The sequence below is a fragment of the Pseudomonas oleovorans subsp. oleovorans genome, from assembly GCF_002197815.1.
Taxonomy (GTDB): Bacteria; Pseudomonadota; Gammaproteobacteria; order Pseudomonadales; family Pseudomonadaceae; genus Aquipseudomonas; species Aquipseudomonas oleovorans.
The window spans coordinates 1-25,673 of sequence record NZ_NIUB01000045.1 but is presented as its reverse complement, the minus strand read 5'-3'; the positions used below and the strand labels follow the sequence as shown (position 1 = coordinate 25,673).

Genomic DNA, 25,673 nt, shown 5'->3' with positions numbered 1-25,673 from the left:
CACTACTGGGCTGCCAGCGCTGTGGCGGGTATCTGCAATGTCTGGCCGACCTTGATCACGTCACCATTGAGCTTATTGGCACTGCGCAATGCCACCAGACTGATCTGGTAGCGCTGGGCGATCAGCGCCAGGCTCTCGCCGCGTGCCACCACATGCTCACGCGGGCCGGCAACGATCTTGCCTTCATCACGCAGCCAGGCTACGTAGGTGCCGGGCGGTGGGTTTTCGTGGAAGAACTGTTTGACCCCCGAAGTAATCGAGCGGGCCAGCGCCTGCTGATGGCTGGCAGTGTGCAGCTTCTTCGCCTCATTGGGATTGGAGATGAACCCGGTTTCCACCAGGATCGAAGGAATATCCGGCGACTTCAGCACCATGAACCCTGCTTGTTCGACGCGCCGCTTGTGCAGCGGGGTGATGCTGCCCATGTTCGACAACACCTTCTGCCCGACATTCAGGCTGGAAGACAGCGACGCAGTCATCGACAGGTCCAGCAGCACGCCGGCGAGCATCTTGTCCTTGTCGTCGAGACTGACGTTGCCGGCACCGCCGATCAGGTCAGACTGGTTCTCGGCATCGGCCAGCCAGCGAGCGGTCTCGGAGGTTGCTCCGCGCTCGGACAAGGCATAGACCGACGCACCGAAGGCCGAAGCGCGCGGCGCTGCATCGGCATGAATGGACACGAACAGATCCGCGCCCTTCTTGCGCGCAATCTCGGTGCGCTTGCGCAGTGGAATGAAGTAATCCCCCGTGCGTACCAACTCGCCGCGAAAGCCTTTCTCGGCATTGATCTGTCGCTGCAATTCCCTGGAAATGGCCAAGGTCACGTTCTTCTCGTACTGCCCTTTGACCGGCGACAGCGCACCAGGGTCTTCGCCACCATGGCCGGCATCGATGGCGATAACAATATCGCGCTTGCCGTTGGGCACAGGCGTCAGCTTGGGTGGCGGCTGGGTCGGCGTGACCGGCACGGGCGGCGCGCTGGCGGCAACGCTGGAGGTCGGCGCAGAGGGCGGCGCACTGCCCTGATCGAACAGGTCGACAACCAGGCGATGGCCGTACTGCTGATTGGGCGCCAGGGTAAAGCTCTTCGGCGAAACCGGTGCCGACAAATCGATGACCACGCGCAGGTCATCAGCGCTGCGCTGCGCCGAGCGCACACCGGTGATCGGGGTGTTGGCCAGCGAAAGTTGCTCGAGACTGGTAGCCAACTTGGCGCCACTGACGTCGATAACGATGCGATCAGGTGCGGCAAGGGTGAACACGCTGTGCTGTACCGGGCCAGACAGATCGAAGACCAGACGGGTATTGTCCGGGGCACGCCACAGACGCACGCTCCGTATATCGGAGGCAGCCAGGGCCTCGGCAGCCAGGGCCGCCAACAACACCCCCACAGCTGTAACCAGCGCGCCTATGCGCATAACCAACCCCATCGCTTCTTATTCATTCCTTGCTGCTCAGGGCCTTGCACCAGGCCTCCCCTCGAGCCCCATACCCCTGCAGCAACAGCGAACGGCCGCTCGCTTGAGGGCTAATGGTAATGTCCAGGTCGGGCTTTGGCAAAACGCCCGCGCCACGCTGCGGCCACTCGATCAGGCACAGAGCGGCACCTTCGAAGTAATCGCGAATCCCGAGAAACTCAAGCTCCTCGGGATCGACCAGGCGATACAGGTCGAAGTGGAAGGCGCGTACGCCACCAATCTCATAGGGTTCGACCAGGGTGAAGGTCGGGCTCTTGACTGCCCCGACATGGCCCAGGCCGCGCAGAATACCGCGTGACAGGGTGGTCTTGCCGGCCCCCAGATCACCATGCAGATAAATCGTGCCGACACCTCCACTGACCTCGGCGATCGACGCGCCCAACGCCAGCATCGCAGCCTCGTCGGCCGCCTCGAATCTCACTTCGTACAAGGACACACCTCCTCCAATAACTGACGAATGGTACAGGGCAGATCACCGGCAGCCAGCCCGCGCCCCTGCGCAGCCAGCACCTCACCGGCACGTGCATGCAGCCATACCGCCAGGCAGGCCGCATCATACGCCGCCATGCCCTGCGCCAGCAGCGCACCAATCAATCCAGCCAGAACATCACCCAAGCCGGCTACTGCCATCGCTGGATGGCCGCGATCACACAGCGCCAGACGTCCATCCGGCGCGGCGACCAGACTACCGGCGCCCTTGAGCACTACTACCAGACCCAAACGCTGCGCCAGTGCTCGCGCCGCTGCGGGTCGATCCGTCTGCAGCACCGCCGTTTCGATACCCAGCAAACGCGCCGCTTCACCCGGATGCGGCGTCAACACGCCATGACGCGGCGCACTGACCTGCCCAGCCGCAAGCAGATTCAACGCATCGGCATCCCATACCTGCGGCTGATCGCTACCCGCCACGCCAGACAGCAAACTGCGGCTCCAGGCCCCCTGACCCAGGCCAGGCCCTACCACGCAGACATCGGCGCGCTCGACCAGTCTCAGCAACTGATTGGCCGAGGCTACCGCGGCACACATGATTTCTGGCCGGCGTACCAGGGCGGCAGCAACATGTTCAGCGCGCGTGGCCAACGACACCAACCCGGCACCGGCACGCAGCGCGCTATCAGCGCACAGCAACGCAGCGCCGCCCATTCCCAGGTCACCCCCAACTACCAGCAGGTGACCGAACTGACCCTTGTGTGCCACTGGCGAGCGGGCGGCCAGACGCGGCAGGTTAGCTGGATCGAGACGCTGCGCCACGCTGGGCGCCCGAGCCAATAGCTCAGCGTCACCCTGTAGATCGTCGAACTGCAACTCGCCGCACAACTGCGGGCCGACACCCGTGAACAGGCCGAGCTTGAGCGCGATAAAGGTCACCGTCAGGTCGGCGCGCACCGCCACCCCCAGGCGCGCGCCGCTATCGGCGTGCAAACCAGAAGGAATATCCACCGCCAGCACCGGCAAGCCACTCTGGTTGAGCATGCGCATCGCCTGGGCATAAGGCTCACGCACCGCACCAGCCAGCCCCGTGCCGAGCAAAGCATCGACCACGATGCCAGCCAGTGGCGCGCATTCGCTCCAGGGCAGCACCTCCACGCCCGCCCTTCGCGCCTCGGCGCAGGCCTGCTCAGCATCGCCACTCAGAGCAGCAGGATCACCCACCGCCAGCACGCGCACGCGCCAACCGGTACGCTGAGCCAGAGCCGCAATCAGGTAGCCGTCACCGGCATTGTTACCACGCCCGGCCAGCACGGTGATTTCGCCGGCATCCGGCCAGCGTCTGCGCAAGGCGCGCCAGGCCGCGTGGGCGGCGCGTTGCATCAACTCGAAACCGGGCGTGCCGGCGGCGATCAACTGCGCATCCAGCGCACGCACCTGTTCGGCACTGTGCAGGCTCAACGGTAAAGAGGCTGGTAGTAGATGCATGGCTCGCTCACCACGGATGTCTGGCAGAATTATACCTACGTCCATCGCCTGCGCCCGCCCATGTCCGATCAAACCCTCGACCTCAATGCTCTGGCCCTGTCCATCAAGGACTGGGGGCGTGAGCTGGGCTTTCAGCAAGTCGGCATCACCGATGTCGAGTTGGGCGAACACGAGGCGCACCTGCAACGCTGGCTGGCAGCCGGCTATCAGGGCGAGATGGACTACATGGCCGCCCACGGCAGCAAGCGCTCACACCCGGACGAACTGGTACCTGGCACCCTGCGCGTGGTGTCGCTGCGCATGGACTACCTGCCCGGCGACACGCAGATGGCCCAGCGCCTCAACGAGCCGGAACAAGCCTACGTGTCGCGCTACGCCCTGGGCCGCGACTACCACAAACTGATCCGCAAGCGCCTGCAACAACTGGCCGAACGCATCCAGCAGCAGATCGGTCCGTTCGGCTACCGCGCCTTCGTCGACAGCGCCCCGGTGCTGGAAAAGGCCATCGCCGAAAAAGCCGGTCTCGGCTGGATCGGCAAGAACACCCTGGTGCTCAACCGCAAGGCCGGCAGCTATTTCTTTCTCGGCGAACTGTTCGTCGACCTGCCACTGCCGGTGGATGCCCCACACTCCAGCGAGCATTGCGGGCGCTGCAGCGCGTGCATGGATATCTGCCCCACTGCGGCCTTCGCCGGGCCCTACGTACTGGATGCCCGGCGCTGCATTTCCTACCTGACCATCGAGCTGAAAGGCTCGATCCCCGAAGAGCTGCGTGCGCCCATCGGCAACCGGGTGTTCGGCTGCGACGACTGTCAGATCGTCTGCCCCTGGAATCGCTTCGCTCGCCCCACCGAACAGGGCGACTTCCAGCCGCGCCACGGCCTGGACAACAGCGGCCTGGCCGAGCTGTTCATGTGGACGGAAGAGGAGTTTCTCAGTCGCACCGAAGGCTCGCCGCTACGCCGTGCCGGCTACGAGCGCTGGCTGCGTAACCTGGCGGTCGGCCTGGGCAATGCGCCCTCCACCATCCCGGTACTACAGGCTCTGCAGGCGCGCCGCGAACACCCTTCAGCGCTAGTGCGCGAGCATGTGGCGTGGGCCCTGGAGCGGCACGGCGCCTTGTAGCCTGGACGAAATCCGGGAGTGGCGCCGCCCGTTTGCCCGGATTACATCTGGGCTACGCACGCGCGACGCGCCGGGGTGGCTGATTTACACCTTGAGGAAATGCTCACGGTAGTGGCGCAACTCGGCAATGGACTCACGGATATCGTCCAGCGCCTGGTGGGTGGCGGTTTTCTGGAAGCTGTCCCTGACCTGCGGCGCCCACAGGCCGGCGAGGATCTTCAGGGTCGAGACGTCCAGGTAACGGTAGTGGAAGTAGGCTTCCAGGGCCGGCATGTACTTGTAGAGAAAGCGGCGATCCTGGCCGATGCTGTTGCCGCAGATCGGCGACTGGCCCTTGGGCACCCACTGTTCGAGGAAGGCGATGGTCTGTGCTTCGGCCGCCGCCGTGTCGATCTTGCTTTCACGCACGCGCTGGGTCAGGCCGCTCTGGCCATGGGTGCGGGTGTTCCATTCGTCCATGCCGGCCAGAGCCTCGTCGCTCTGGTGAACGGCGATCACCGGGCCTTCGGCCAACACGTTCAGCTCGCTGTCGGTGACGATGGTGGCCATCTCGATGATCACGTCACGCTCCGGCTCCAGGCCAGTCATCTCCAGGTCGATCCAGATCAGGTTGTTGGGGTTTTGCATGGTTAGGCTCCTTGGCTCAGGCGCCAAGTCTAGCGGATCTCAGCGCCCTTCATGTGCCAGAGAAACAGGGACGTTTGCCGTCCTTCGTTGATCTCGAACTCGCGATCAGCCGGCACGCCCGGAATCTCGAAGGTGTTGCTGATCAGCCAGCTATTGGCGTGCATCTCGACTTGCGCCTTGTTCCACAGGCGCGCCATCGGCACCGGCGAGAGAAAGCAGTAGACGACATCGAAGTCGCCGAGCTCGACCTGCCACAGACTCCGATAACGAATGCTGCAGTTCTCCTGTAGCAGGCAGCGTAGCCAGGCGAAAACGAAGAGCAGCGGCGCCGTCTCGACACCAACGAACTGCCCGCGCGGAAACCGTCTGGCCAGCTGCAGCACCGTACCAGCAGTACCACAGCCCAGGTCGACGAAGCGCAGCGGCGGCTCACGCTCGCTCAAGCACTGCTGCAGGCGTTGCTGCGCCTTGCGCCCACTCAGGTAGAGCGGCACCTGTTCGCGCAGACTGTTCCAGTTGACCAGTAGCAGCAGGACGAAGCCCAGCAGGAACAACCAGGCCGGTAAATCGGCGCGCTGCATCACCAGCAGCGCGGGCAGAAACGCCAGATTGATCCACAACCACCAGCGTGACAGGCCCAAGCGCCAGCCGATCCCGGCGGCCACAACACCTTGCAGCAGCGCCACCGAAAACAACGACATGCGCCAGGGCAGCAACGCCAGCAGATAGACCAGCACCACCACCAGCGCCAAGGCCAGACCCTGCGCTAAAAGAGCGCGCAATAACGGTAGCCGCAGCACCGTTCGTTCCTCGCCTGCCGTCATTCCCGACCTCTGTTCCTGACAGCCGAATGGCCGCCGAGCGCTCATGCTAAACTCGCCGCGATCAACACTCCACTACCCGGATGCTCCATGGCCAAACGCCAACTCAACCGCCGCCAGAACTGGCGGATCGAAAAGATTCAAGGCGAGCGCGCCGCCCGCGCCGCCAAGCGTGAATCGCGAGCAATGGAAACACTGGAAGGCGGTGACCTCGGCCCGGAACAGACCGGCCTGGTAATCGCCCACTTCGGCGTACAGGTGGAAATCGAAGGTTTGCAGGGCGAGCTGGCCGGCCAGGTGTTTCGCTGCCACCTGCGCGCCAACCTGCCGGCACTGGTCACCGGTGATCAGGTGGTCTGGCGCCCCGGCAATCAGGGTGACGGCGTCATCGTCGCGCAACTGCCGAGAAACAGCGAACTGTGCCGCCCCGACATGCGCGGCCAACTCAAGCCGGTGGCGGCCAACGTCGACCAGATCGTCATCGTCTTCGCGCCGCTACCCGAGCCGCACGCCAACCTGATCGACCGTTATCTGGTTGCCGCCGAGCACGCGGGCATTCGCCCGCTACTGCTGCTGAACAAGGCCGACCTGATCGATGAGCAGAACCAGGTAGCGCTGGACGCGCTGCTCAAGGTCTATCGTGAGCTCGAGTACCCACTGCTGGAAGTCTCGGCCCATCAGGGCGATGGCATGGAGCAGCTGAAACATCGCCTGAACGGAAACGTCAGCGTATTCGTCGGCCAATCTGGCGTGGGCAAGTCATCCTTGGTCAACAGCCTGCTGCCCGGCGTCGATACGCGTGTCGGCGCGCTGTCTGAGCTGACTGGCAAGGGCACGCACACCACCACCACCGCACGGCTTTTCCACTTTCCCGGTGGCGGCCACTTGATCGACTCCCCGGGTATTCGCGAATTCGGCCTCGGCCATGTCAGTCGTGATGACGTGGAAGCGGGCTTCATCGAATTCCACGACCTACTCGGGCGCTGCCGCTTCCGTGACTGCAAGCATGATCGCGAACCCGGGTGTGCGCTTTTGCAGGCCCTGGAAGACGGCCGCGTGCAGCCACAGCGCATGGCCAGCTACCGACACATCATCGCCAGCCTACCGGAAGACGATTACTGATTATTCAGTTGATCGAACTGCAAGGCGCCTTCTTCGAAGATATTCAGGCGCTGCTGCAGTTGCTCTGGCGCTAGCGGTTCACTCGCCGCGTCCGCCGGAGCCTCGCCTGGCGCGGGCGCAGTGCCTTCCTCGACGCCTTGTTCGCCCTCGATGGCGCGCTGCGCCTTCTTGGTCAGCACGACGATATCGATGCGCCGATTGACCGGGTTGAACGGATCCTCACGATCGAACAGCGCCGACGAGGCATAGCCGACCACCCGCGCCACCTGCTCGTCCGGGTACCCGCCCGCCACCAATGTGCGCCTCGCGGCGTTGGCACGGTTGGATGACAGCTCCCAGTTGCCGAAATCGCCGCGCCCTACGAACGGTTTGGCATCGGTGTGACCGCTGATGCTGATCTTGTTCGGCACCGCGCGAATGGTGTCGGCCATGGCCAGCAGGATGTCTTCGAAATAGGGCTGAAGGTTGGCACTGCCGAGGGCGAACATCGGTCGATTCTCGGCGTCCATGATCTGGATGCGCAGGCCATCCTGGGTGATTTCGAACAGTATCTGGTCCTTGAAACGCTGCAGCTCGGGATTCTCTTCGACCTTGTTCTGCAGCTCCTGCAACAGCAGTTCCAGACGCTCCTGCTCCATCTTTTCAGCCAGGGTTTCGATCTGATCGGTGCTGACGCCGGACTCATCCGGTTGACTCTCCGGCGTCTCGGAGATGTCAGGATTAAGGGTGCGCTCGGGCGCTGGCGTAGGCGTGCCGCCCAGGTCGATGGCGTATGGACTGGCACTCTCGGTGAAACCGATCGGGTCCTGGAAATAGCCGGAAATGGCTTTCTTCTGTTCCGGAGTGGCCGATGTCATCAGCCACATGACCAGGAAGAACGCCATCATGGCGGTTGCGAAGTCGGCAAAAGCGATCTTCCAGGCACCGCCATGGTGTCCGCCAGCGGTCTTCTTGACTCGCTTGACGATGATAGGTTGGTTATTTTCCATGGCTTAGCTGCCGCGCATGGCCTGTTCGAGCTCGCTGAAGCTCGGACGATGCGCCGGATACAACACCTTGCGCCCGAACTCCACGGCCAGGGTCGGCGGCATGCCGGACGCCGATGCAACCAGGGTCGCCTTGATCGCTTCGTAGAGATTCAGCTCTTCCTTGGCATCATGCTCAAGGGCGTTCGACAGTGGGCCAAAGAAACCGTAGGACGCGAGAATGCCGAGGAAGGTACCGACCAGAGCAGTACCCACCTTCTCACCGATCTGCGCGTTGTCCGCCTCTGCCAGGATCGACATGGTGATCACGATGCCCAGCACGGCCGCGACGATACCCATGGCCGGCATGCCGTCGGCGACCTTGGCCACGGCGTGCGCCGGGTGCTCCACTTCCTCCTTGAGACTGGCCAGCTCCATGTCGAACAGGCCTTCGAGTTCGTGCGGCGCCATGTTGCCGGAAGACATGATGCGCAGGTAATCGCAGATGAATGCAGTCATCCGCGCATCCTTGAGCACACCGGGATACTTGCTGAAGATCGGACTGGCATTGGGATCTTCGACGTCTGCCTCGATGGCCATCATGCCCTCGCGGCGACTCTTGTTGAGGATCTCGTACAGCAGTTTGAGCACTTCGAGGTAATAAGCGTGGGTAAAGCGACTGCCAAACATGCTCAGCGATTTCTTGAAAACCTGCATGAACATGCTGCCGGGGTTGGCCTGGAGGAATGCACCCAGCGCCGCGCCGCCAATAATCAGAACCTCGAAGGGGTGGACCAATGCCATGAACTTCCCGCCCGAGAGTATGAACCCGCCGAGCACACAGCCAAAGACGACAATGATGCCTAAGATTTTTACCATGGAATAAACGCTTGTAGAGCCTAGTGGACGGGTTATTAAAAACAACCCTTCTAATTATCGGAGCTTATACGCCAGACTATAGCCAGTTATGGTCAAAAGCCAGTTCGACTCGAGCCAATATGCCGACGTCAAAGTCTCTGCCACGCACTCTGGACGCCTGGGTACAACATCTGGGCAAGTTGCCACTGCCTATCGAGCAGCAGCAGCATTTGCGCCTGCGTCGCATCCTGGGAGACAGTCGCCGAACCTGGCGCGAAATTGCCGAGGCGATAGAGTCCAGCCCCTCTTTCGCCCTGCAGGTACTGCGCGAGGCAAACCAATCGAGCAACAGCCTCAGCGATCCAGCCGAGAGCGTCGAAACTGCGCTGTCGCGCCTGGGCCTGAGCCGCTGCGAAGCCCTGCTCAGCCAGGCGCCTGCCCTGCCAGAAAGTGACATCCCTCTAGCATTCAAGCAGATTTTGCTGATCAGTCAGCATGCCAGCCAACAGGCTCGTGGCCTGTTCGGTGCTCGCCTGGCGCGCCTGTGGAATGAACTGCACGGCTGCAGCCTGCTGTTTCTTTCACCCATCTGGCCATTGCTGTGCGCCCATCCGCAGCTGTTCGAGGCCTGGGAGCAACGCGTGCTGCTCAAGGGCGAACGGCCCGCTGCAGTCGAGAAAGAGCTGCTCGGCGTCACCTTGATCCAGCTGTGCGTCAAACTGGCCGAGCGCTGGCGACTTCCAGAATGGATCGTGCGCGGCTACCGCCTGCTCGAGCGTGATCGTCGCCAACTGGTCCGGGCGCTGCACATCGCTCGCGACAACGAGCATCCCCCGCATCAACAGCAGATGCTCGACGCCGACATCCCCCTGCGCCACTGGCTCACCCATCCGAGCAACTGCGTGCTGCTGGCCAACGGTTTGGCAGTATCCGCTCACCACGCCTGGGATACCGCGCACAGCCTGCGCTGGCAGCGCCTTACCGGACTTTACCTGCAGATCCCTCTGAATGAGCTGCAACAGGAAGTGCACCAGCACGCCGTGAGCAGCGCACGCCTGATTCACGATCCCGCGCTGTGGCACCCGGCCCAGGCACTGATCTGGCCATGGGACGCCCAGCGCCTGAAGCCAGCCGTCAGCGCCGCAGCACCACCCAAGCGCGATGACCTTGCCGCCTGGCGTCAGCACTGTGCACGCCTGCTCGCCGACCCCAGCACCTTTGCCAACGTGCCGCAGCTGACTGCCTGCGCCCGCGACGCCTTGCAGGCCTGCGGCCTGAAGCGCGTACTGCTGCTTCTTGCCGATCGCCAACACACCCGCCTGCAAACCCAACAACAGGCGGGGCTCAATGCCAGCGCGGCCACCCTCAGCCTCGACCCGGCACAAAGTCAGGTGTTGAAACGCCTGCTCAGCGCGCCAGGACAACTGCGCCTGACGCCCAGCAACGTGGCGCAGTTTTCGGCACTGCTGCCAGGCAACCTCAAGGCCATGTTTCCCAGCGAGCATCTGCTGCTGCGCTCTGTGGCCAATAACGGTCGGGTAGTGATGCTGGTCGTGGCCGACCAGGGCGGCCAACCACTCAATGACGTCTGCCTGCAGGCGTTCGGCAAGACCATGCTGTGCATCGAGCGCGCGCTGGGCAGCTTTTCCAGGCGCGAGCGCTGACGCGCTCTGTTTCCGCTACAATCGACCTCTTTTCATTCAAGGAGGCCGTCATGTCCGCCTTCGACAACTTGCCACTGGTGATCGAGCCTGCCCAACTGGCCGAACGCCTGGATGCAGCCGACCTGATCCTGCTCGATCTGAGCAGCGCAGCGCGCTACGCCGCCGGCCACATACCGGGCGCGCGCTGGGTGGATGCCAAGCGCACGCAACTGGGCCTGCTGCCCGCCCCCGGCCTGCTACCCGAGCGAGCGCAGCTCGAAGCGCTGTTCGCCGATATCGGCCATCACGCGAATGCCGTTTATGTGGTCTACGACGATGAGGGCGGTCCCTGGGCCGGTCGTTTCATCTGGCTGCTCGACGTGATCGACCATCAGCGTTACCACTTCCTCAACGGCGGTCTGCAGGCCTGGATCAGCGATGGCCTCGAGCTGAGCCAGGAGGAGCCCGCAGTGACCCGCACCGAGGTATCACTGACGCTGAGCGATGCCCCCACCGCCACCCGCGAGTACCTGCAATCGCGCCTGGATGCCGCCGATCTGGCCATCTGGGACGTGCGCGGCGCAGACGAATATCGCGGCGAAAAACTGAGTTCAGCGCGTGGCGGGCATATCCCCGGCGCCACCCATTTCGAGTGGACCGCCGGCATGGACCCGCAACGCGGTATGCGCATTCGCACGGATATCGCCGAAGTCCTACAAGGCCTGGGCATCACGCCCGACAAGGAAGTGATCACTCACTGCCAGACACACCGTCGCTCCGGCTTCAGCTACGTGGTGGCCAAGGCACTCGGCTATCCACGCGTGAAGGCCTATGCCGGCTCCTGGTCCGAGTGGGGCAACCTGCCCGACACGCCCATCGAACGCTGAGTCCGTCGACCATTCAGTTGCACCCGGCCTGGCCACGCCAGTGTCGGTTCAGAACCTTCAAGGAAACACGATGAAACAACGTCTTTTTATCCTCAGCCAGTACCTGCTGCCTCATCACCTGCTGTCGCGCCTGATCGGCTGCGTTGCCGAATGCCGTATCGCCTGGCTGAAGAATCCGCTGATCTCGTGGTTCGCCAAGCAGTACCAGGTCAACATGAGCGAAGCGCAAGTCGAGGACCTGCGTGCTTACGAGCATTTCAACGCGTTCTTCACCCGCGCCCTGAAAGACGGCGCGCGCCCGCTGGATGAAACTCCCGGCGCGATTCTCAGCCCGGCCGACGGGGCGATCAGCCAACTCGGCGCCATCGAGCACGGCCGCATCTTCCAGGCCAAGGGCCACAGTTTCAGCGCTGTCGAACTCCTCGGTGGCGACGCCGAGCGTGCAGCGCCATTCATGGGTGGCCAGTTCGCCACCGTGTACCTCTCGCCGAAGGATTATCACCGCGTCCATATGCCGTTGGGCGGCACGCTGAAAGAGATGGTCTATGTGCCAGGCCGCCTGTTCTCGGTCAACCAGACCACCGCAGAAAACGTGCCGGAACTGTTCGCCCGCAACGAGCGCGTGGTCTGCCTGTTCGACACCGAGCGCGGGCCGATGGCCGTGGTACTGGTGGGCGCGATGATCGTGGCCAGCGTGGAAACCGTATGGGCCGGCCTGGTCACGCCCCCCAAGCGCGAGCTGAAGAGCACACGCTATGACGCGCAAGCACGCGGGCCGATCGAACTGGCCAAGGGCGCAGAAATGGGCCGCTTCAAACTGGGCTCCACTGCCATCGTCCTGTTCGGCCCGAATCAGGTGCAATGGGCGCAAGAGCTGGGCGCTGGCAGCGCGGTGCGCATGGGCCAACTGATGGGCACGGCTCAGGACTGAGCCGTTGAGAAAAGGAACCCGCATCTCGACCGTTCGGTCATAGATCCGTACTCTGGCGAGGCAGGCCGTCCGCGCGGATGGGCTGCCAGCACAGGCAGATACTGTTAGAGTTCGCAAGACTATTATTAGAGCCGCTTGGTATTGCGTGGCCGGAGTATCCGAGTTTGATGGATAGACAGAGTACCCACCTTCAACTGTTGCGCGTTCCCACGCCGAGCAAGCAGAGCCTCAGTTTCTGCGACGGCAGCCCCCGTGATCTGAAACGCTGGATCGCAGGCCTGCCCAAGGCGAACATCGGTGAAACTGCACGTCAGTTGTATCAGAGCCTGGTGGAACTCAATCAATTCCTCACCCCTTCGGAAAATCGCCTGCAGTTGCTCGAATTGCTGCGCCCGGAAGTCAGCTTCGTCTGCCAACACCTGGAGCGTCACTTTCTCAACCAGGCCATCGTTCTCGACGAGCGCCCGCGCAAGGTGGCCAACCTGTGCCAGGCGCTGCAGAACCACCTGGCCGTCGGCTACAAGCTGATCATTTCCCGCGTGATCGCCCGCAGCGGCAAGGATCGCGACCAGCTGCTCGCCGTCGCCCTGCAGCGCGCCAGCCACAGCCTCTGCAAGGCGCTGATTCGTGCCAGTCAGCTTTACTGCCCGGTTCCGGAAGGGCTCTGACTGGAGCTGCACCAGCTCTATCAGATTGCCTGCGAGCAGCGCCTGCAGCGCCAGGTCATTCGTGACCCGCTGGCACGCCATACTCCGGGCATGAGCACCGAGCAGACCTACGTGACCGCACTGCTGCTCGGCTGCGCGCGCACCAACCAGATGCGCCAGAACGGCATCGCCCGCCTGGCAGAAGCGCTGGAGCCCTGGAGCGCGCAGGTCAAGCTGCAGCCAGGCGACCATGCCGACAGCCTGTTCGTACTGGCGCCGCAGATCGACGGCCCGCCACGCTACAAGTCCTTGTATCAGAGCAGCGAATTGCACAACCTGCTGGGCATCGACACGCAACCGCTGGTCGATGCCATCAAGGAATACCTGGAACTCCCGGAAGAAGAGCGCAGCAAATCGCGCCTGATGATTCCGGAAGGCATCACCCTCGATCTGCTGCAGCACGTTGCCGCGGCCTGGGGCGATATCGCCGAGCGCACCTTCCAGCGCACGCCGGGGCAAGGCAGCCTGACCCTGTGCATCGGCATGACCGCGCTGCATTTCTTCCTCTCCGGATGCCGCTCGTTCGCAGAAGTGCTCAAACGTCCGGTCGAGCTGGGCGCTGCGGTATTCAAGCCTGCCACGGGCGAGCCTGATGTCTGGTCTAACGCCTTCGATGCCCAGCGCAATGCGGCTGACGAAATCCACTTCGAAGAGATTCAGTACACCAAGGTAACCCCCGATGAACAGGCGCAGCCTGAGAACAATGGCGAGAGTTACCCGACCTTCCCCCTGCCCATCGTCAATCACAGCCCAGGTGGCTATTGCCTGTCCTGGCCCAAGGACGTCCCCAGCCAACTGCAGGCCGGTGAACTGCTGGGCGTACAAGACAACCCCAGCCAGGGCTGGAGCGTGGCCGTCGTGCGCTGGATTCGCCAGGTGCGCGGCGGCGGCACGCAGATGGGTATCGAGCTGATCGCGCCGCACGCACGCCCCTGCGGCCTGAAACTGCTACGCAAGGCCGAGCAGAACAGCCAGTACCTGCGCGCCCTGCTGCTACCGGAAATCAGCGCCATTTCTCGTCCCGCCAGCCTGATCACGCCGCGCCTGCCCTTCCAGGAAGGCAGCAAGGTACTGATCAACGACCACGGCGAAGAGCACCGAGCGGTACTGACGCGCAAGCAAGTCAGCACCGGCAGCTTCAGCCAGTTCGAGTATCACCGAGTGGGCGTGGAAGAAGCCTCAGCCGGGACACCGGTCACAGCCTCGCAAAGCCAGAAGCCTACGGGGGAGGAAGATTTTGACTCACTCTGGAAGTCGCTGTAGGCTCCGGCGAACTCACCATTTGTCGCCTTTTCGCGTCCGTTCGGCGCGGTATTAACCCCCCTATGGCCATCGAAAAAAAAACCATCCGCCTGCTGATTCTCGAAGACTCGCAGAACGAAGCAGAGCGCCTGGTCAGTCTGTTCCGCAACGCCGGGCACGCCACGCGCGTGCATCGCCTGACCTCCAGCGATGACCTTGCTGAAAGCCTGCAACAGACCTGGGACTTGCTCATCTGCGCCCCCAGTAGCGAGCACCTCGAACCCAGCGAGGCGATAACCGCCATCCGCCGCCAGGCCAAGGACATCCCTGTCATCCAGCTGGTCGAGGACAACGACTCAGAGATGATCACCCAAGCCCTGCTGTTCGGTGCACAGGACGCCCTACCGCAAGGCGAGGACGAACGCCTGGTGCTGGTGGCCAAGCGCGAGCTGGCCAACCTTGAAGAGCGTCGCGCCCGCCGTGCTGCGGAAGTGGCACTGCGTGAAGCGGAGAAGCGCTGCCAACTGCTGTTGGAAAGCTCGGTGGACGCCATCACCTACGTCCACGAGGGCATGCACATCTACGCCAACCGTGCCTATCTCGAGCTGTTCAGCTACGAGGATGGTGACGAGCTGGAAGGCATGCCGATGATCGACCTGATCGCCAGTGCCGATCACGCTGCGTTCAAGGATTTCCTGAAGAACTACCAGAGCGCCGAAGGCAATGCCGAGCTCAATTGCCAGGGCGTACGCGCCGATGGCAGCAGCTTCGCCGTGCAAATGACCTTCTCCCCCGCCACCTATGATGGCGAACCGTGCATTCAGGTGGTGATCCGCGCAAAAACCTCCAATGCCGAACTGGAAGAAAAACTACGCGAGATCAGCAGCCAGGATCTGGTCACCGGCCTGTTCAACCGCAATCACTTCCTCGAGCTGATGGACAACGCCGCCGAGCGCGCCGTCAACACCGGTCAGCCCTCGACCCTGGCGTACATCCGTGTCGACCGCTATGCCAGCATGCAGGGCGAGATCGGCCTGGCCGGCATCGACCTGCTGCTGACCGACCTGGCCGGCCTGCTGCGCGAACATTTCCCGGCGGATACCCAACTGGCCCGTTTCGGTGACGACGTGTTCACCGCCCTGCTCCCGGGCCAGACGCCCGAGCAGTGCCAAGCCAGCCTGGCGACCCTGCTGAAGAAGGTCGAAGCCCACCTGTTCGATGTCAGCGGCCGCACCGCGCAGACCACCCTGTCGATTGGCGTAGCCGGCCTCAGCGAGAAAACCGCCAAGGCGCAGGAAGTCCTCGATCGCGCGCACCGCTGCGCCGACGAGCTCAATGACGGCAATGCCATCAAAGTGTTCAACCCGGCCGATGAGCTGGCCGCAGCCGCCAACCGCGGCAACCTGCTGGCGATGGTGCAGCAAGCACTGGAGAACAACAGCTTCCGGCTGCTGTTCCAGCCGATCATTAGCCTGCGTGGCGACGCCCACGAACATTACGAAGTGCTGCTGCGCCTGCTCAACCCACAGGGTGAAGAAGTGCCGCCGGCGCAGTTCCTCGCCGCGGCCAAGGACGCGGGCCTGGGCGAGAAGATCGACCGCTGGGTGATCCTCAACTCGATCAAGCTGCTGGCCGACCACCGCTCCAAAGGCCATAACACCCGTCTGTTCGTGCACCTGTCCAGCGCCAGCCTGCAGGATCAAACGCTGCTGCCCTGGCTCAGCGTGGCACTCAAGGCCGCTCGCCTGCCGTCGGACTCGCTGGTGTTCCAGTTCAGCGAACCGGACGCCATCGCCTACCTGAAGCAGGCCAAAACCCTGACCCAGGGCCTTGCCGAACTGCACTGCAAAATCGCCCTGAGCCAGTTCGGCTGCGCACTGAACCCGTTCAACACACTCAAGCACCTGCAGGTGGACTTCGTCAAAGTCGACGGTTCGTTCTCCCAGGACCTGAGCAACGCCGACAACCAGGAAGCGCTGAAGACGCTGCTCAGCAGCCTGCATGCCCAGGCAAAACTGACTATCGTACCCTTCGTCGAGAGCGCCAGCGTGCTGGCTACGCTGTGGCAGGCCGGGGTCAACTTCATTCAGGGCTACTACCTGCAAGGCCCGAGTCAGTCGATGGACTACGACTTCTCGGCCGGCGACGAATAAGTCCTGCCGACGAAGAAGCCACCTGAACAGGTTAATGCCGATCAGATAAGGTGGCCGTGGCCAAAGCGGCTTTTCGTAGGAGCCCCGCCTCGGGGCGAAGTTTTTCGATGGCGCGTCACCCTGGTTCGCGGCGGGGCGCCGCTCCTACCCATTGGCTGCGTCGACGCTTAACTGACTGGCATTAACCTGAACAGGTGGCTTTTTATATCCGAGACGACGCCGGTGCTTATTCCTGCCCCTCACGGTCGCGAAAACCCAGCAGATAAAGAATGCCATCCAGCCCCAGGGTGGAGATCGCCTGCTTGGCCGATTGCTTAACCAGCGGCTTGGCCCGGAAGGCAACACCGAGACCGGCCAGACCGAGCATCGGCAGGTCGTTGGCACCATCGCCGACGGCGATGGTCTGTTCCAGCTGCAAACCTTCCTTCTGCGCCAGCTCACGCAGCAAATCGGCCTTGCGCTGCGCGTCGACGATGGGCTCGACGGCCACGCCGGTGACCTTGCCGTTCTCGATCTGCAGTTCGTTGGCAAACACGTAGTCGATGCCCAGCTTGGCCTGCAACTGCCTGGCGAAGTAGGTGAAGCCACCAGAAAGGATCGCGGTCTTGTAACCCAGGCGCTTGAGCTCGGCGAACAGCACCTCGGCACCTTCGGTCAGACGCAGGGACGCGCCGATCTCTTCCAGCACGTCTTCCGACAGGCCCTGCAGCAAGCCCAGACGCTCCTTGAAGCTGGCGCGGAAATCCAGCTCGCCACGCATGGCGCGCTCGGTGATCTCGGCCACCTGCTCGCCAACACCGGCAGCCTTGGCCAGCTCGTCGATCACCTCGGCCTCGATCAGCGTCGAATCCATGTCGAACACCGCCAGGCGGCGGTTACGGCGGAACACCGAGTCACGCTGGAAGGCGATATCGACGTTGAGCTCCTGCGCCACGCTGAGGAATTCGGCGCGCAACGCCGCCGGGTCGGCCGGCTCGCCGCGCACGGAAAACTCGATGCAGCCCTTGCCCTGCTCAGCCGGCATATCCAGCGGCATGCGCCCGGAAAGGCGGTCGATATGGTCGATGTTCAGACCGTACTTGGCGGTGATCGCGCTGACGCGTTGCAACTGCTCGGCGCTGACCTTACGCGTCAACAGCGTCACGATATGGCGCGCCTTGCCCTGGCCACCGACCCACTGGCGGTAGTCGTCTTCGGAGACCGGGGTGAAACGTACCTGCTGATCGAGCTCGTAGGCGGTGAACAGCAGATCCTTGAGCACCGACTGGGAGCGGCCGTTGTCAGGAATCTCGATGAGGATGCCGAACGACAGGGTGTCGTGGATTACCGCCTGGCCGATATCGAGGATGTTCACCCCGCCCTGAGCCAGCACGCCGGTGATGGCTGCGGTAAGTCCGGGGCGATCTTCGCCGGTGATATTGATCAGGACGATTTCGCGCAAGACGCACCCTCCAAGGCAAACGATTGAGGCAGGCAAGCGGCGAGTTGGCCACTGACCGACGAAAAGGCGCACATTCTACCCAGTTTCCCGCCAATCCGGGCAGCCATGCGCTTTGCCCGCCCCAGGCCGCTCGCTATACTGCGCGGCAACTTCAGTCGACAAGAGCCGTGCTCTGTGAACCGGCCCGCGCCCGTCAAACCCGATAACTTCTTCATCCTGATCTTCCACGCGCTGCGTCAGCGGCGGGTGCCTCTGGTGCTGCGTATCGCCAGCCACAGCCTGCTGCTGGTGGCCTTGGCGATGGTCATCTATGCCTGGGTCATGGGCATGCAGTTCAAGCAGGCCATGCAGCAGCAGGCCGATGCACTGGGTCAGGCGCTGATTACCCAGACGGCGGCCTCGGCCACCGAACTGCTGGTGTCCAACGACATCCTCAGCCTCAACGTACTGCTGAACAACCTGGCGAAGAACCCGCTGGTGGCCCATGCGGCCATCTACAGCGTGGACAGTCGCATCCTCGCCGAAGCCGGCGCGCGCCCGACACGCAGCGTGCTGGGTGAAACCGAAGGTTTGTACTCCACCTCCATCACCTTCCAGGAAGTGATGGCCGGGCAGTTGCGCATCAGCCTGGACATGAGCCAGTTCCAGCAGCCGATGACCATCAGCCTGCAGAGTATGGGCATTCTCAGCCTGATCCTGCTGGCACTGGCCCTGTCGCTGAGCATGCGCCTCGGCCGGCATATTTCCACGCCACTGCTGCAGATGCGCCTATGGCTGCGCGACCCGGACGACCCTGCACCGGGCGCCGGACGCAACGACGAGATCGGTGACCTGGCGCGCCAGCTACAGGCGCGCCTGGTACCGGAAAAACCGGAGCCCGAGCCGGAACTGGATGACGAACAGCTGCTTGATGACAGCGAGGACTATCTGCACGAAGAAGACGACGAGCGCTTCGACAAGCAGGAGAAGATCCCGGCCGAACATGCTGCCCTCAATGCAGCGGACATCAGCGATAAGTATGGCGATGACGAGCCGCTCAAGCCCTGGCCTGACACGATAGAGCCGGATGATCCCTTTGCCGACCTGCGTGACGAGTCCGAGGCGCCTGCGCCGGTCGCCAAGGCTCCGCGCCCATCGCAAGCTAGCGCCGTACTAGCCATTCAACTCGGTGCTCAGGAGCAGCTGCGTCGCCTGCCGCGTACGCGCCTGCTGGACCTGCTGGATCGTTATCGGGGTTGCCTGGAACAGGCTGCTGCGCTCTATCAGGGACAACTTCATACCCTCAAGGACGGCAGCAGCCTGATGCTGTTCCACGAGCGCGAGTGCGGCGAGGATTACCTGACCCACGCGATCTGCTGTGGCGAGCTGATGCGCGCTCTGGGCCACGCCCTGCAGATCGAGGTCGCCGACAGCGGCATCACCCTGCAACTGCAACTGGGGCTGACCCTGGGCAGTGATCTGGAAGAGCTGGGCCAAGCCGACCTGCTGCTCAGCGACAGCGCCCTGGACGCCCTGGCCTTGTCGCAACACAGTCGCAACCTGCTGCTGGTCGAGCAACGCGTCGCGCAGGATGCCCTGGCTCGCCAGCGTGCGCGCATTCGCCCGATTGCCAGCCCGGAAGGTGCCAGTTGCGTGGAGCGCCTGCTCGATCCTTATCCGGCACTACTGGAGCGGCAACTGACGCGCATGCGCGACAGCCGAGTGTGAAAGCGGCGCAGCCCATGTAGGGCGGGTGCAACCCGCCAGACGGCCAACGGCGGGTTACACCCGCCCTACGCGCTGGCCAATGCTCGCCGCTGCGGGGGTTTCACACCGTAGCGCTGCAGCCAGTCCTTCCAGCGAATCCGCTCGTCACGTACCAGCCAGCCATCCTGTTCGGCAAAGCTCTCCGACAGCCACACCCCTCGGGTGCTGGCAGGCAGCAACTCGCCCTTGCGCAAGGTGAACAGCCCACCGCTGGGCACGCCGCGCTGCAATGCCAGCAGATAGATGTCCGGCCGGCGACGCTCCAGACGCGCCACCAGGCGGCCGTCTTCCAAACATTCATCGACGTGGAACAGACTCAGCTGACGGGCATCTCGCGGCAGCTCCAGGCTCAGGTCGTAGACCAGCTGCAAGGATGCCGTAGGCAGATGCACATAGGCGCGCGGGCGCTCGAGCAAGGTCAGGTTGCCGCACTGCACGGGCCGCGCAGCGCCGGACAGCGGGCTGAGGCGAAAGTGACTCGACTCGCGATAACGCAGCGCGCCCTGATAGGGCGTGGGCAACCAGGTATCGGAGAAACGCCCGCCCAGCCAGCCATCGGCACACTCCAGCAGGCATTCCTCGGCTACTTCCTGAACCGCGGTAAGCAGCGGCAGATTCAGCTCATGCGCCGGCACGTAGCCGGAAATCAGCTTGAGGACTGTGTCACCGCGATCCGGGCGGCGCTGGCGCACCAGCAACCAGTAATCACGGCCATGCAGGCGCAGGGTCAGACGCACCGAGACGCCGAGGTTGGCCAGCTCGACGGAAAACCGCGAGCTGTCCGCCACCTCGACCGGACGGCGGCGTTCGAGCATCTGCTGGAAATTCAGCGGCTGCCCGAGGCTCTGGTAGCTCAGCCCATCAGGGCCGGCTTCGACGAACAGCGGCAGGGTCTTGAAGTTACTCGGGTCCTTGCGGATCAGCGTACGCGGCATCTCGACTCCTTGTTCCGGCTGGGCGTGAGGCGGCTCGGCAGCCAGCGTTCACGCGAGGGTCAGGTTGAAGCGAAAACCGCTCAAGGCTGCCCCAAGCCGACCGCCCAGCACAACCCAAGGCTGTAAGAGGACGTGACCGGGGACTCAGCGGATGCCCTGTAAAACCGCCGCCACAGTCGCGACATTGGCCACCAGGTGCGCGGGCGTGATGGTGCCGACGATGGCGCTGCTGACGCCCGGATGCGCGAAGATCAGCTCGAAGCTGGCGCGCACCGGGTCGACACCCTCGGCCAGGCAGGCATGCCCGCTGGCCAGCGCCTTCTTGATCAGGATGCCCTTGGCATGACTGGCAGCGTAGTCCAATACCGGCTTCTCGCCCTGCTCACTCAAGTTATAGGTGACCATGGCGCAGTCGCCTTGTTCCAGCGCCAGCAGCCCACCCTCGACGGTCTTACCGGAAATACCATAGCCGAGGATCTTGCCCTCACGCTTGAGCTCGGCCAGCGTCTCGTACACCCCTGTCTCGCGCAGCACTGCCAGATCGTTGCCGTCGGAGTGCACCAGCAGCAGATCGATACGATCGGTCTCCAGGCGCCTGAGACTGCGCTCGACGGACAGCCGCGTATGCGCCGGCGAGAAGTCGAAATGCGACTGCCCCTGCTCGAATTCTTCGCCGCTCTTGCTGACGATCACCCACTCATCACGCTGGCCACGCAACAGCGGGCCAAGGCGTTGCTCGCTGATACCGTAGGCCGGCGCGGTATCGATCAGGTTGATACCCAGCTCGCGCGCCTGCTGCAACAAGGCCAGTGCCTGTGCATCGTCGGGAATGGTGAAGCCGTTGGGGTACTTGACGCCCTGGTCGCGCCCCAGCTTGACCGTACCCAGGCCCAGCGGCGAAACCCGCAAGCCGGTGGAGCCCAGCGGACGATACAGCTCGTGCAATGTACTCATGGCAGTAACGCGTCCCACACCGGTTGCCCCAGGGCTGGGCGCGGCAATTCGGGCAATGACATATCAGCGGCCGGCTGCAGATTATCGCGCTGCAGCGTGGCCAGTACGCGGTCGGCGAAGTCCGGCGCCAGCGCCAGTTTGGTCGGCCAGCCCACCAGCAGACGCTGTTGCTCGGCCAAAAACGCGTTATCAGGGCGCACCAGACCCGACTGCGCGGGTTCGGCGCGATCGACGCGCAATGTGGCCCAGCGCGTCTGACTCTGGTCGACCCAGGGCAGCAGCGAAGCCATCTCCTTTTTCGCGGCCTCAATCTGCGCCGCCTCGTCGCGGGCGACGCCATCGGCTTCGGCCAGATCGCCGCCGAGGTACCAGACCCATTGGCCATCGGCGGCCGGATGGGCGGTGACGGTGACCCGCGGCTTCGGCCCACCGCCGAGACAGTGCGCGTACAGCGGCTTCAGTGCCGGGCCCTTGGCCAACACCATATGCAGCGGGCGCAACTGCTGCGCGGGCTGCTCGATGCCCAGCGCGGCGAGCAACTCGGCATTGCCGGCCCCAGCACTAAGCACCACGCGCTGCGCACGAATCTCACGACCGTCGACGATCAACCCGCACAACTCACCGTTTTCCTGCAGCGGTTCGATACGCTCGGCAGCCAGCAGGCTATCACCGGCGAGCTCAGTCAGGCGTGCGATCAGGCTCGGTACATCGAGCACCAGCTCGGCCAGGCGATAGACCTTGCCCTTGAATTTCGGATGCTGCAGTGCAGGCGGCAATTGCTCGCCCTTGACCTGATCGACGCGGCCACGCACCGCCTTGCTGGCGAAGAAGCTGGTGAGGTTACCGGCCAGGGTGCCAGGGGACCACAGGTAATGCGCGTCGGAGAGAATGCGTACGCCGGACAGATCCAGCTCGCCGTTTCCGGCCAGCGCCTCGCGCCAGCGGCGCGGCATGTCGGCTATGGCCTCGGAGGCACCGGTCAGCGCGCCATGCAGGGCGTATTTGGCGCCGCCATGGATGATGCCCTGTGACTTCAGGCTCTGCCCACCGCCCAGGCTGCCGCGCTCCACCAGAACGGTGGCGAAGCCCTGCTGACGCAGGCGCGCATTGAGCCAGAGGCCGGCAATACCGCCGCCGACGATCAGGACATCGGTGCTGAGAGCTTGGGACATGAACGCGCCTCGCAGAAAAACAGGCGCGCAGTATAACCCTCGGGGCCGCTACACGCGGCAAGCTTCAGGACGCAAACGTAACCCTGACGCCCCGCTTCAATGGCCGGTGGAACTGGAAAACAACTGGATCACCACCACGCCACTGACGATCAGGCCCATGCCAAGCACGGCCGGCAAATCGAGTTTCTGCTGATAGATGAACATCGCCGCGATGCTCACCAGGACGATGCCCAGACCCGCCCAGATGGCGTAGGCAACGCCCACAGGAATGGTGCGCACCACCAGCGTCAGCATCCAGAAGGCGATGCCGTAGCCGCCCACCACCAGCAACAGCGGCAAGGGTTTGTTGAAGCCGTCGATAGCTTTCATCGAGGTGGTGGCGACCACTTCGGCGGCGATGGCAATGGCGAGATAGAGATATCCGGGCATGATGGCGACTCCTGAAAGATGAGCGCAATTCTAAGTTCTTCCATGATGGGATAAAGTCATTACCTATCTGCATTTTTGATAGGTCAGCCATGAACTGGAATCTCGATCAACTGCAACTGTTCGTCCGTAGCGCCGAGAGCCGATCCTTTTCCGCTGCAGCTCGGCAGACCGGACGCGCGCAATCGGCGGTCAGCACCGCCATCGCCCTGCTCGAAAGCGATCTCGGCGTCACCCTCTTCGAACGCAACAGCGGTCGCCAGCCACAGCTGACCGAGGCAGGCGCGGCGCTGCTGGAGCAGGCCCGCAGCGTGTTGCAGCAGTGCGAGCGCCTGGATGGTCGTGCACTGGGCCTGGCACGCGGCGAGGAGGCACGCCTGCGCCTGGCGCAGGATGAGGCCATGCCCTATCAGCCAGTGCTGGCCAGCCTGGAAGCACTGGCCGAAGCCTTCCCCCTGCTGGAGGTTCAGCTCTCCAGCGGCGCGCAGGGTGATGTGGCGCGCAAGCTGCTCCAGCGCCAGGCCGACCTGGGCCTGCTGTTTCATCACGAACAGATGCCCAGGGAACTGGAAAGCCAGCGCCTGGGCACCATAGAGATGGTCACGGTGTGCAGCCCGCAACACCCGCTGGCCGAACTCGATAGCGTGGAACGTCGCGACCTGGCCGAGCACCGCCAACTGCTGATGACGCCGCAGGACAGCCACTACCCCGGCGGTGAGCAGATCAGTCCGCTGGTATGGCGCGCCGACAGCTTCTACGTCATGGCCGAGCTGGTGATACGCGGCGTTGGCTGGGCCTGGCTGCCGCGCCATGTGGCGCAGTACCCGACCTACCAGGGCCACCTGCAGGAACTGCGCAGCGACTGGGCACCGCTGCCGCTGGTGGTGGAGCTGGTCTGCCGTCGCGACGGCGCGCTCGGCCCCGCTGCCAACTGGCTGGCCGACTGCCTGGCGCGTGAACTGCTGCGCCAGCAGGCGTGATCGTGCTTCCAGAGGATTGCGGGCGGCGCTAGCAGGCCGTTGAAAAACGTAGGCGAGGCAGCCAATGCAATACCGATGGCGGCCCCACAAAAACAGGCGAAAAACGGTCGGAGTCGCGCTCGACTTTACGAGCTGTAAATGAGCATTTTGATCGGACTCGCGCACGAGGCTGTTGTTAACGCAGCAGTGGCAACGCAGATAGTTTTTCAACAGCCTGCTAAGCTGCGCCCCCATGAACAGACTCCTCTACACCCTGCTGCTGCATCTCGCCCTGCCCCTGATTGCCCTGCGTCTGGCCCTGCGCGCACGCAAGGCGCCGACTTACGCCCGGCGTATCAATGAACGCTTCTCCCTTGGCCTGCCGTCGATGAAACCCGGCGGCATCTGGGTGCACGCGGTCTCGGTCGGTGAGAGCATCGCCGCCGCGCCGATGATCCGCGCGCTGCAGGCGCACTATCCCGAGTTGCCGATCACCGTCACCTGCATGACGCCGACTGGCTCCGAGCGCATCCAGGCACTGTTCGGCGACAGCGTGCAGCACTGCTACCTGCCTTACGACCTGCCTTGGGCCGCTGCGCGTTTTATCAATCGCGTAAAGCCGCGCCTGGCCGTGGTGATGGAAACCGAGCTGTGGCCGAACCACATCCACCAATGCGCCAAGCGCGGTATCCCGGTGGCCCTGGCCAATGCGCGCCTTTCCGAGCGCTCGGCACGCGGCTATGCGCGCTTTGGCAAACTCACCGCACCGATGCTTGCCGAACTGTCGCTGATCGCCGTGCAGACCCAGACCGAGGCACAGCGTTTTCTGACCTTGGGCGCACGCCCCGAGTGCGTGGAAGTGACCGGCTCGATCAAGTTCGATCTGAAGATAGATGCCGAACTGCTGCAACGCGCCATCGAGCTGCGCCGCCAGTGGCAGGCCGAGCAACGACCGGTGTGGATCGCTGCCAGCACCCACTCGGGCGAAGACGAAATCGTCCTCGCCGCACATCGCCAGTTGCTGAAGACGCAGCCGGATGCACTGCTGATTCTGGTGCCACGTCACCCCGAACGCTTCAACTCGGTCCATGAGCTGTGCATCAGTGAAAGGCTGACCACTCGCCGCCGCTCCACGGCTGAAGCCGTGCAAGCCAGCGACCAGGTGCTGCTGGGCGACACCATGGGTGAGCTGCTGTTTCTCTACGCGCTGGCGGATATCGCCTTCGTCGGCGGCAGCCTGGTGGCCAACGGCGGCCATAATCTGCTGGAGCCGGCAGCACTGGGCAAGCCGGTGCTGAGCGGCCCGCACCTGTTCAACTTCCTGGAAATCGCCGCGCAGTTGCGCGAAGCCGGCGCCCTGAACGAAGTGGAAAACGCCGGACAGTTGGCGGACAAGGTTGTGGCGCTGCTGAACGAACCGAGCGAGATGCAGCGCATGAGCCAGGCCGGCCTGAGCGTGCTCAAGGCCAACCAGGGCGCGCTGCAGCGATTGCTGGAGGGCTTGCAGCGTCTTCTGTAGCCGGATGTAATCCGGGCTACGCCTGGCAATCGTCAGGGCGGGTAG

General features: G+C 63.5%; 21 protein-coding genes and 1 pseudogene. 10 read left to right on the top strand and 12 right to left on the bottom strand.

What is annotated here, in order from left to right:
* Positions 1-2 precede the first annotated feature (2 nt).
* Genes PSOLE_RS20360 through PSOLE_RS20350 form a run of 3 tightly spaced genes read right to left on the bottom strand, consistent with a single transcriptional unit; the run spans position 3 to position 3,395 of the window.
* Positions 3-1,430, bottom strand: a complete 1,428-nt coding sequence (locus PSOLE_RS20360) for an N-acetylmuramoyl-L-alanine amidase (protein WP_211098119.1) — start codon at positions 1,428-1,430, stop codon at positions 3-5.
* Positions 1,431-1,440: 10 nt separating this feature from the next.
* Positions 1,441-1,908, bottom strand: a complete 468-nt coding sequence (tsaE, locus tag PSOLE_RS20355; protein WP_039964293.1) for a tRNA (adenosine(37)-N6)-threonylcarbamoyltransferase complex ATPase subunit type 1 TsaE — start codon at positions 1,906-1,908, stop codon at positions 1,441-1,443.
* A complete protein-coding gene (locus PSOLE_RS20350) occupies positions 1,896-3,395 on the bottom strand; it encodes an NAD(P)H-hydrate dehydratase (protein ID WP_074855080.1) in 1,500 nt (499 codons plus the stop codon). Before PSOLE_RS20350 ends, tsaE begins: the two co-directional genes overlap by 13 nt.
* A gap of 60 nt (positions 3,396-3,455) precedes the next feature.
* Between PSOLE_RS20350 and queG the strand changes: the two genes are divergently transcribed.
* Entirely contained in the window at positions 3,456-4,520 is a 1,065-nt protein-coding gene (gene queG, locus PSOLE_RS20345) for a tRNA epoxyqueuosine(34) reductase QueG (RefSeq protein WP_074855150.1), read from the top strand.
* An 84-nt stretch (positions 4,521-4,604) separates the two neighbouring features.
* Here the strand turns inward: queG and orn are convergent, their stop codons facing one another.
* The gene (orn, locus tag PSOLE_RS20340; protein ID WP_003459177.1) at positions 4,605-5,147 is read right to left on the bottom strand and encodes an oligoribonuclease; all 543 of its coding nucleotides are present in this window, start codon (positions 5,145-5,147) and stop codon (positions 4,605-4,607) included.
* Between the two features lie 29 nt (positions 5,148-5,176).
* On the bottom strand, positions 5,177-5,971 hold the full coding sequence (locus tag PSOLE_RS20335) for a class I SAM-dependent methyltransferase (RefSeq protein WP_074855081.1): 795 nt from the start codon (positions 5,969-5,971) through the stop codon (positions 5,177-5,179).
* 87 nt (positions 5,972-6,058) lie between these two features.
* On the opposite strand from PSOLE_RS20335, the gene rsgA reads away from it, so the two are divergent.
* Entirely contained in the window at positions 6,059-7,090 is a 1,032-nt protein-coding gene (rsgA, locus tag PSOLE_RS20330) for a small ribosomal subunit biogenesis GTPase RsgA (RefSeq protein WP_003459175.1), read from the top strand.
* Here the strand turns inward: rsgA and motB are convergent.
* A complete protein-coding gene (gene motB / locus PSOLE_RS20325; protein ID WP_017678655.1) occupies positions 7,084-8,079 on the bottom strand; it encodes a flagellar motor protein MotB in 996 nt (331 codons plus the stop codon). The two genes, rsgA and motB, sit on opposite strands and share 7 nt — an antisense overlap.
* A gap of 3 nt (positions 8,080-8,082) precedes the next feature.
* Entirely contained in the window at positions 8,083-8,934 is an 852-nt protein-coding gene (motA, locus tag PSOLE_RS20320; RefSeq protein WP_021487864.1) for a flagellar motor stator protein MotA, read from the bottom strand.
* Between the two features lie 119 nt (positions 8,935-9,053).
* On the opposite strand from motA, the gene PSOLE_RS20315 reads away from it, so the two are divergent.
* From PSOLE_RS20315 to PSOLE_RS20295, 5 genes and pseudogenes are all read left to right on the top strand, one after another.
* Positions 9,054-10,577 carry an HDOD domain-containing protein gene (locus PSOLE_RS20315; protein WP_074855082.1) on the top strand — a complete coding sequence of 508 codons (1,524 nt, stop codon included), beginning with the start codon at positions 9,054-9,056 and terminating at the stop codon, positions 10,575-10,577.
* Positions 10,578-10,627: 50 nt separating this feature from the next.
* A complete protein-coding gene (locus PSOLE_RS20310; RefSeq protein ID WP_003459169.1) occupies positions 10,628-11,443 on the top strand; it encodes a rhodanese-like domain-containing protein in 816 nt (271 codons plus the stop codon).
* Between the two features lie 70 nt (positions 11,444-11,513).
* Positions 11,514-12,374 (top strand): archaetidylserine decarboxylase, encoded by an 861-nt coding sequence (gene asd, locus PSOLE_RS20305; RefSeq protein ID WP_074855083.1) that lies wholly within the window; start codon positions 11,514-11,516, stop codon positions 12,372-12,374.
* A gap of 167 nt (positions 12,375-12,541) precedes the next feature.
* Positions 12,542-14,344 (top strand): annotated as a pseudogene (locus PSOLE_RS20300) (molecular chaperone).
* 62 nt (positions 14,345-14,406) lie between these two features.
* Positions 14,407-16,476, top strand: a complete 2,070-nt coding sequence (locus PSOLE_RS20295; protein WP_074855084.1) for an EAL domain-containing response regulator — start codon at positions 14,407-14,409, stop codon at positions 16,474-16,476.
* 226 nt (positions 16,477-16,702) lie between these two features.
* On the opposite strand, the gene serB is transcribed toward PSOLE_RS20295, so the two are convergent.
* Entirely contained in the window at positions 16,703-17,917 is a 1,215-nt protein-coding gene (gene serB / locus PSOLE_RS20290; protein WP_074855085.1) for a phosphoserine phosphatase SerB, read from the bottom strand.
* 174 nt (positions 17,918-18,091) lie between these two features.
* On the opposite strand from serB, the gene PSOLE_RS20285 reads away from it, so the two are divergent.
* Positions 18,092-19,624: an AhpA/YtjB family protein gene (locus PSOLE_RS20285; RefSeq protein WP_074855086.1), complete on the top strand. Its 1,533-nt coding sequence runs from the start codon at positions 18,092-18,094 to the stop codon at positions 19,622-19,624.
* Between the two features lie 65 nt (positions 19,625-19,689).
* Here the strand turns inward: PSOLE_RS20285 and PSOLE_RS20280 are convergent, their stop codons facing one another.
* The 4 genes from PSOLE_RS20280 to PSOLE_RS20265 all read right to left on the bottom strand — a co-directional run bounded on the left by PSOLE_RS20280 (position 19,690) and on the right by PSOLE_RS20265 (position 23,153).
* Entirely contained in the window at positions 19,690-20,598 is a 909-nt protein-coding gene (locus PSOLE_RS20280) for a hypothetical protein (protein ID WP_003459158.1), read from the bottom strand.
* A gap of 144 nt (positions 20,599-20,742) precedes the next feature.
* Positions 20,743-21,552: an aldo/keto reductase gene (locus PSOLE_RS20275; RefSeq protein WP_074855087.1), complete on the bottom strand. Its 810-nt coding sequence runs from the start codon at positions 21,550-21,552 to the stop codon at positions 20,743-20,745.
* On the bottom strand, positions 21,549-22,724 hold the full coding sequence (locus PSOLE_RS20270) for an NAD(P)/FAD-dependent oxidoreductase (RefSeq protein ID WP_074855088.1): 1,176 nt from the start codon (positions 22,722-22,724) through the stop codon (positions 21,549-21,551). The genes PSOLE_RS20275 and PSOLE_RS20270 overlap by 4 nt, the downstream gene beginning before the upstream one ends.
* Before the next feature lie 96 nt (positions 22,725-22,820).
* Entirely contained in the window at positions 22,821-23,153 is a 333-nt protein-coding gene (locus PSOLE_RS20265) for a DMT family transporter (RefSeq protein ID WP_003459155.1), read from the bottom strand.
* Between the two features lie 89 nt (positions 23,154-23,242).
* Between PSOLE_RS20265 and PSOLE_RS20260 the strand changes: the two genes are divergently transcribed.
* Both PSOLE_RS20260 and waaA read left to right on the top strand, forming a co-directional pair.
* Entirely contained in the window at positions 23,243-24,130 is an 888-nt protein-coding gene (locus tag PSOLE_RS20260; RefSeq protein WP_074855089.1) for a LysR family transcriptional regulator, read from the top strand.
* A 232-nt stretch (positions 24,131-24,362) separates the two neighbouring features.
* On the top strand, positions 24,363-25,628 hold the full coding sequence (gene waaA, locus PSOLE_RS20255; protein WP_074855090.1) for a lipid IV(A) 3-deoxy-D-manno-octulosonic acid transferase: 1,266 nt from the start codon (positions 24,363-24,365) through the stop codon (positions 25,626-25,628).
* The last annotated feature ends 45 nt before the right edge of the window (positions 25,629-25,673 follow it).

Bases quoted from the DNA above. Each gene is read 5' to 3' on its own strand.
- waaA (WP_074855090.1), top strand. From the start codon at position 24,363: ATGAACAGACTCCTCTACACCCTGCTGCTGCATCTCGCCCTGCCCCTG.
- motB (WP_017678655.1), bottom strand. From the start codon at position 8,079: ATGGAAAATAACCAACCTATCATCGTCAAGCGAGTCAAGAAGACCGCT.
- orn (WP_003459177.1), bottom strand. From the start codon at position 5,147: ATGCAAAACCCCAACAACCTGATCTGGATCGACCTGGAGATGACTGGC.
- PSOLE_RS20270 (WP_074855088.1), bottom strand. From the start codon at position 22,724: ATGTCCCAAGCTCTCAGCACCGATGTCCTGATCGTCGGCGGCGGTATT.
- rsgA (WP_003459175.1), top strand. From the start codon at position 6,059: ATGGCCAAACGCCAACTCAACCGCCGCCAGAACTGGCGGATCGAAAAG.
- PSOLE_RS20335 (WP_074855081.1), bottom strand. From the start codon at position 5,971: ATGACGGCAGGCGAGGAACGAACGGTGCTGCGGCTACCGTTATTGCGC.
- motA (WP_021487864.1), bottom strand. From the start codon at position 8,934: ATGGTAAAAATCTTAGGCATCATTGTCGTCTTTGGCTGTGTGCTCGGC.
- asd (WP_074855083.1), top strand. From the start codon at position 11,514: ATGAAACAACGTCTTTTTATCCTCAGCCAGTACCTGCTGCCTCATCAC.
- PSOLE_RS20295 (WP_074855084.1), top strand. From the start codon at position 14,407: ATGGCCATCGAAAAAAAAACCATCCGCCTGCTGATTCTCGAAGACTCG.
- PSOLE_RS20260 (WP_074855089.1), top strand. From the start codon at position 23,243: ATGAACTGGAATCTCGATCAACTGCAACTGTTCGTCCGTAGCGCCGAG.
- PSOLE_RS20275 (WP_074855087.1), bottom strand. From the start codon at position 21,552: ATGAGTACATTGCACGAGCTGTATCGTCCGCTGGGCTCCACCGGCTTG.
- PSOLE_RS20310 (WP_003459169.1), top strand. From the start codon at position 10,628: ATGTCCGCCTTCGACAACTTGCCACTGGTGATCGAGCCTGCCCAACTG.
- PSOLE_RS20280 (WP_003459158.1), bottom strand. From the start codon at position 20,598: ATGCCGCGTACGCTGATCCGCAAGGACCCGAGTAACTTCAAGACCCTG.
- PSOLE_RS20315 (WP_074855082.1), top strand. From the start codon at position 9,054: ATGCCGACGTCAAAGTCTCTGCCACGCACTCTGGACGCCTGGGTACAA.
- queG (WP_074855150.1), top strand. From the start codon at position 3,456: ATGTCCGATCAAACCCTCGACCTCAATGCTCTGGCCCTGTCCATCAAG.
- PSOLE_RS20350 (WP_074855080.1), bottom strand. From the start codon at position 3,395: ATGCATCTACTACCAGCCTCTTTACCGTTGAGCCTGCACAGTGCCGAA.
- PSOLE_RS20265 (WP_003459155.1), bottom strand. From the start codon at position 23,153: ATGCCCGGATATCTCTATCTCGCCATTGCCATCGCCGCCGAAGTGGTC.
- PSOLE_RS20360 (WP_211098119.1), bottom strand. From the start codon at position 1,430: ATGGGGTTGGTTATGCGCATAGGCGCGCTGGTTACAGCTGTGGGGGTG.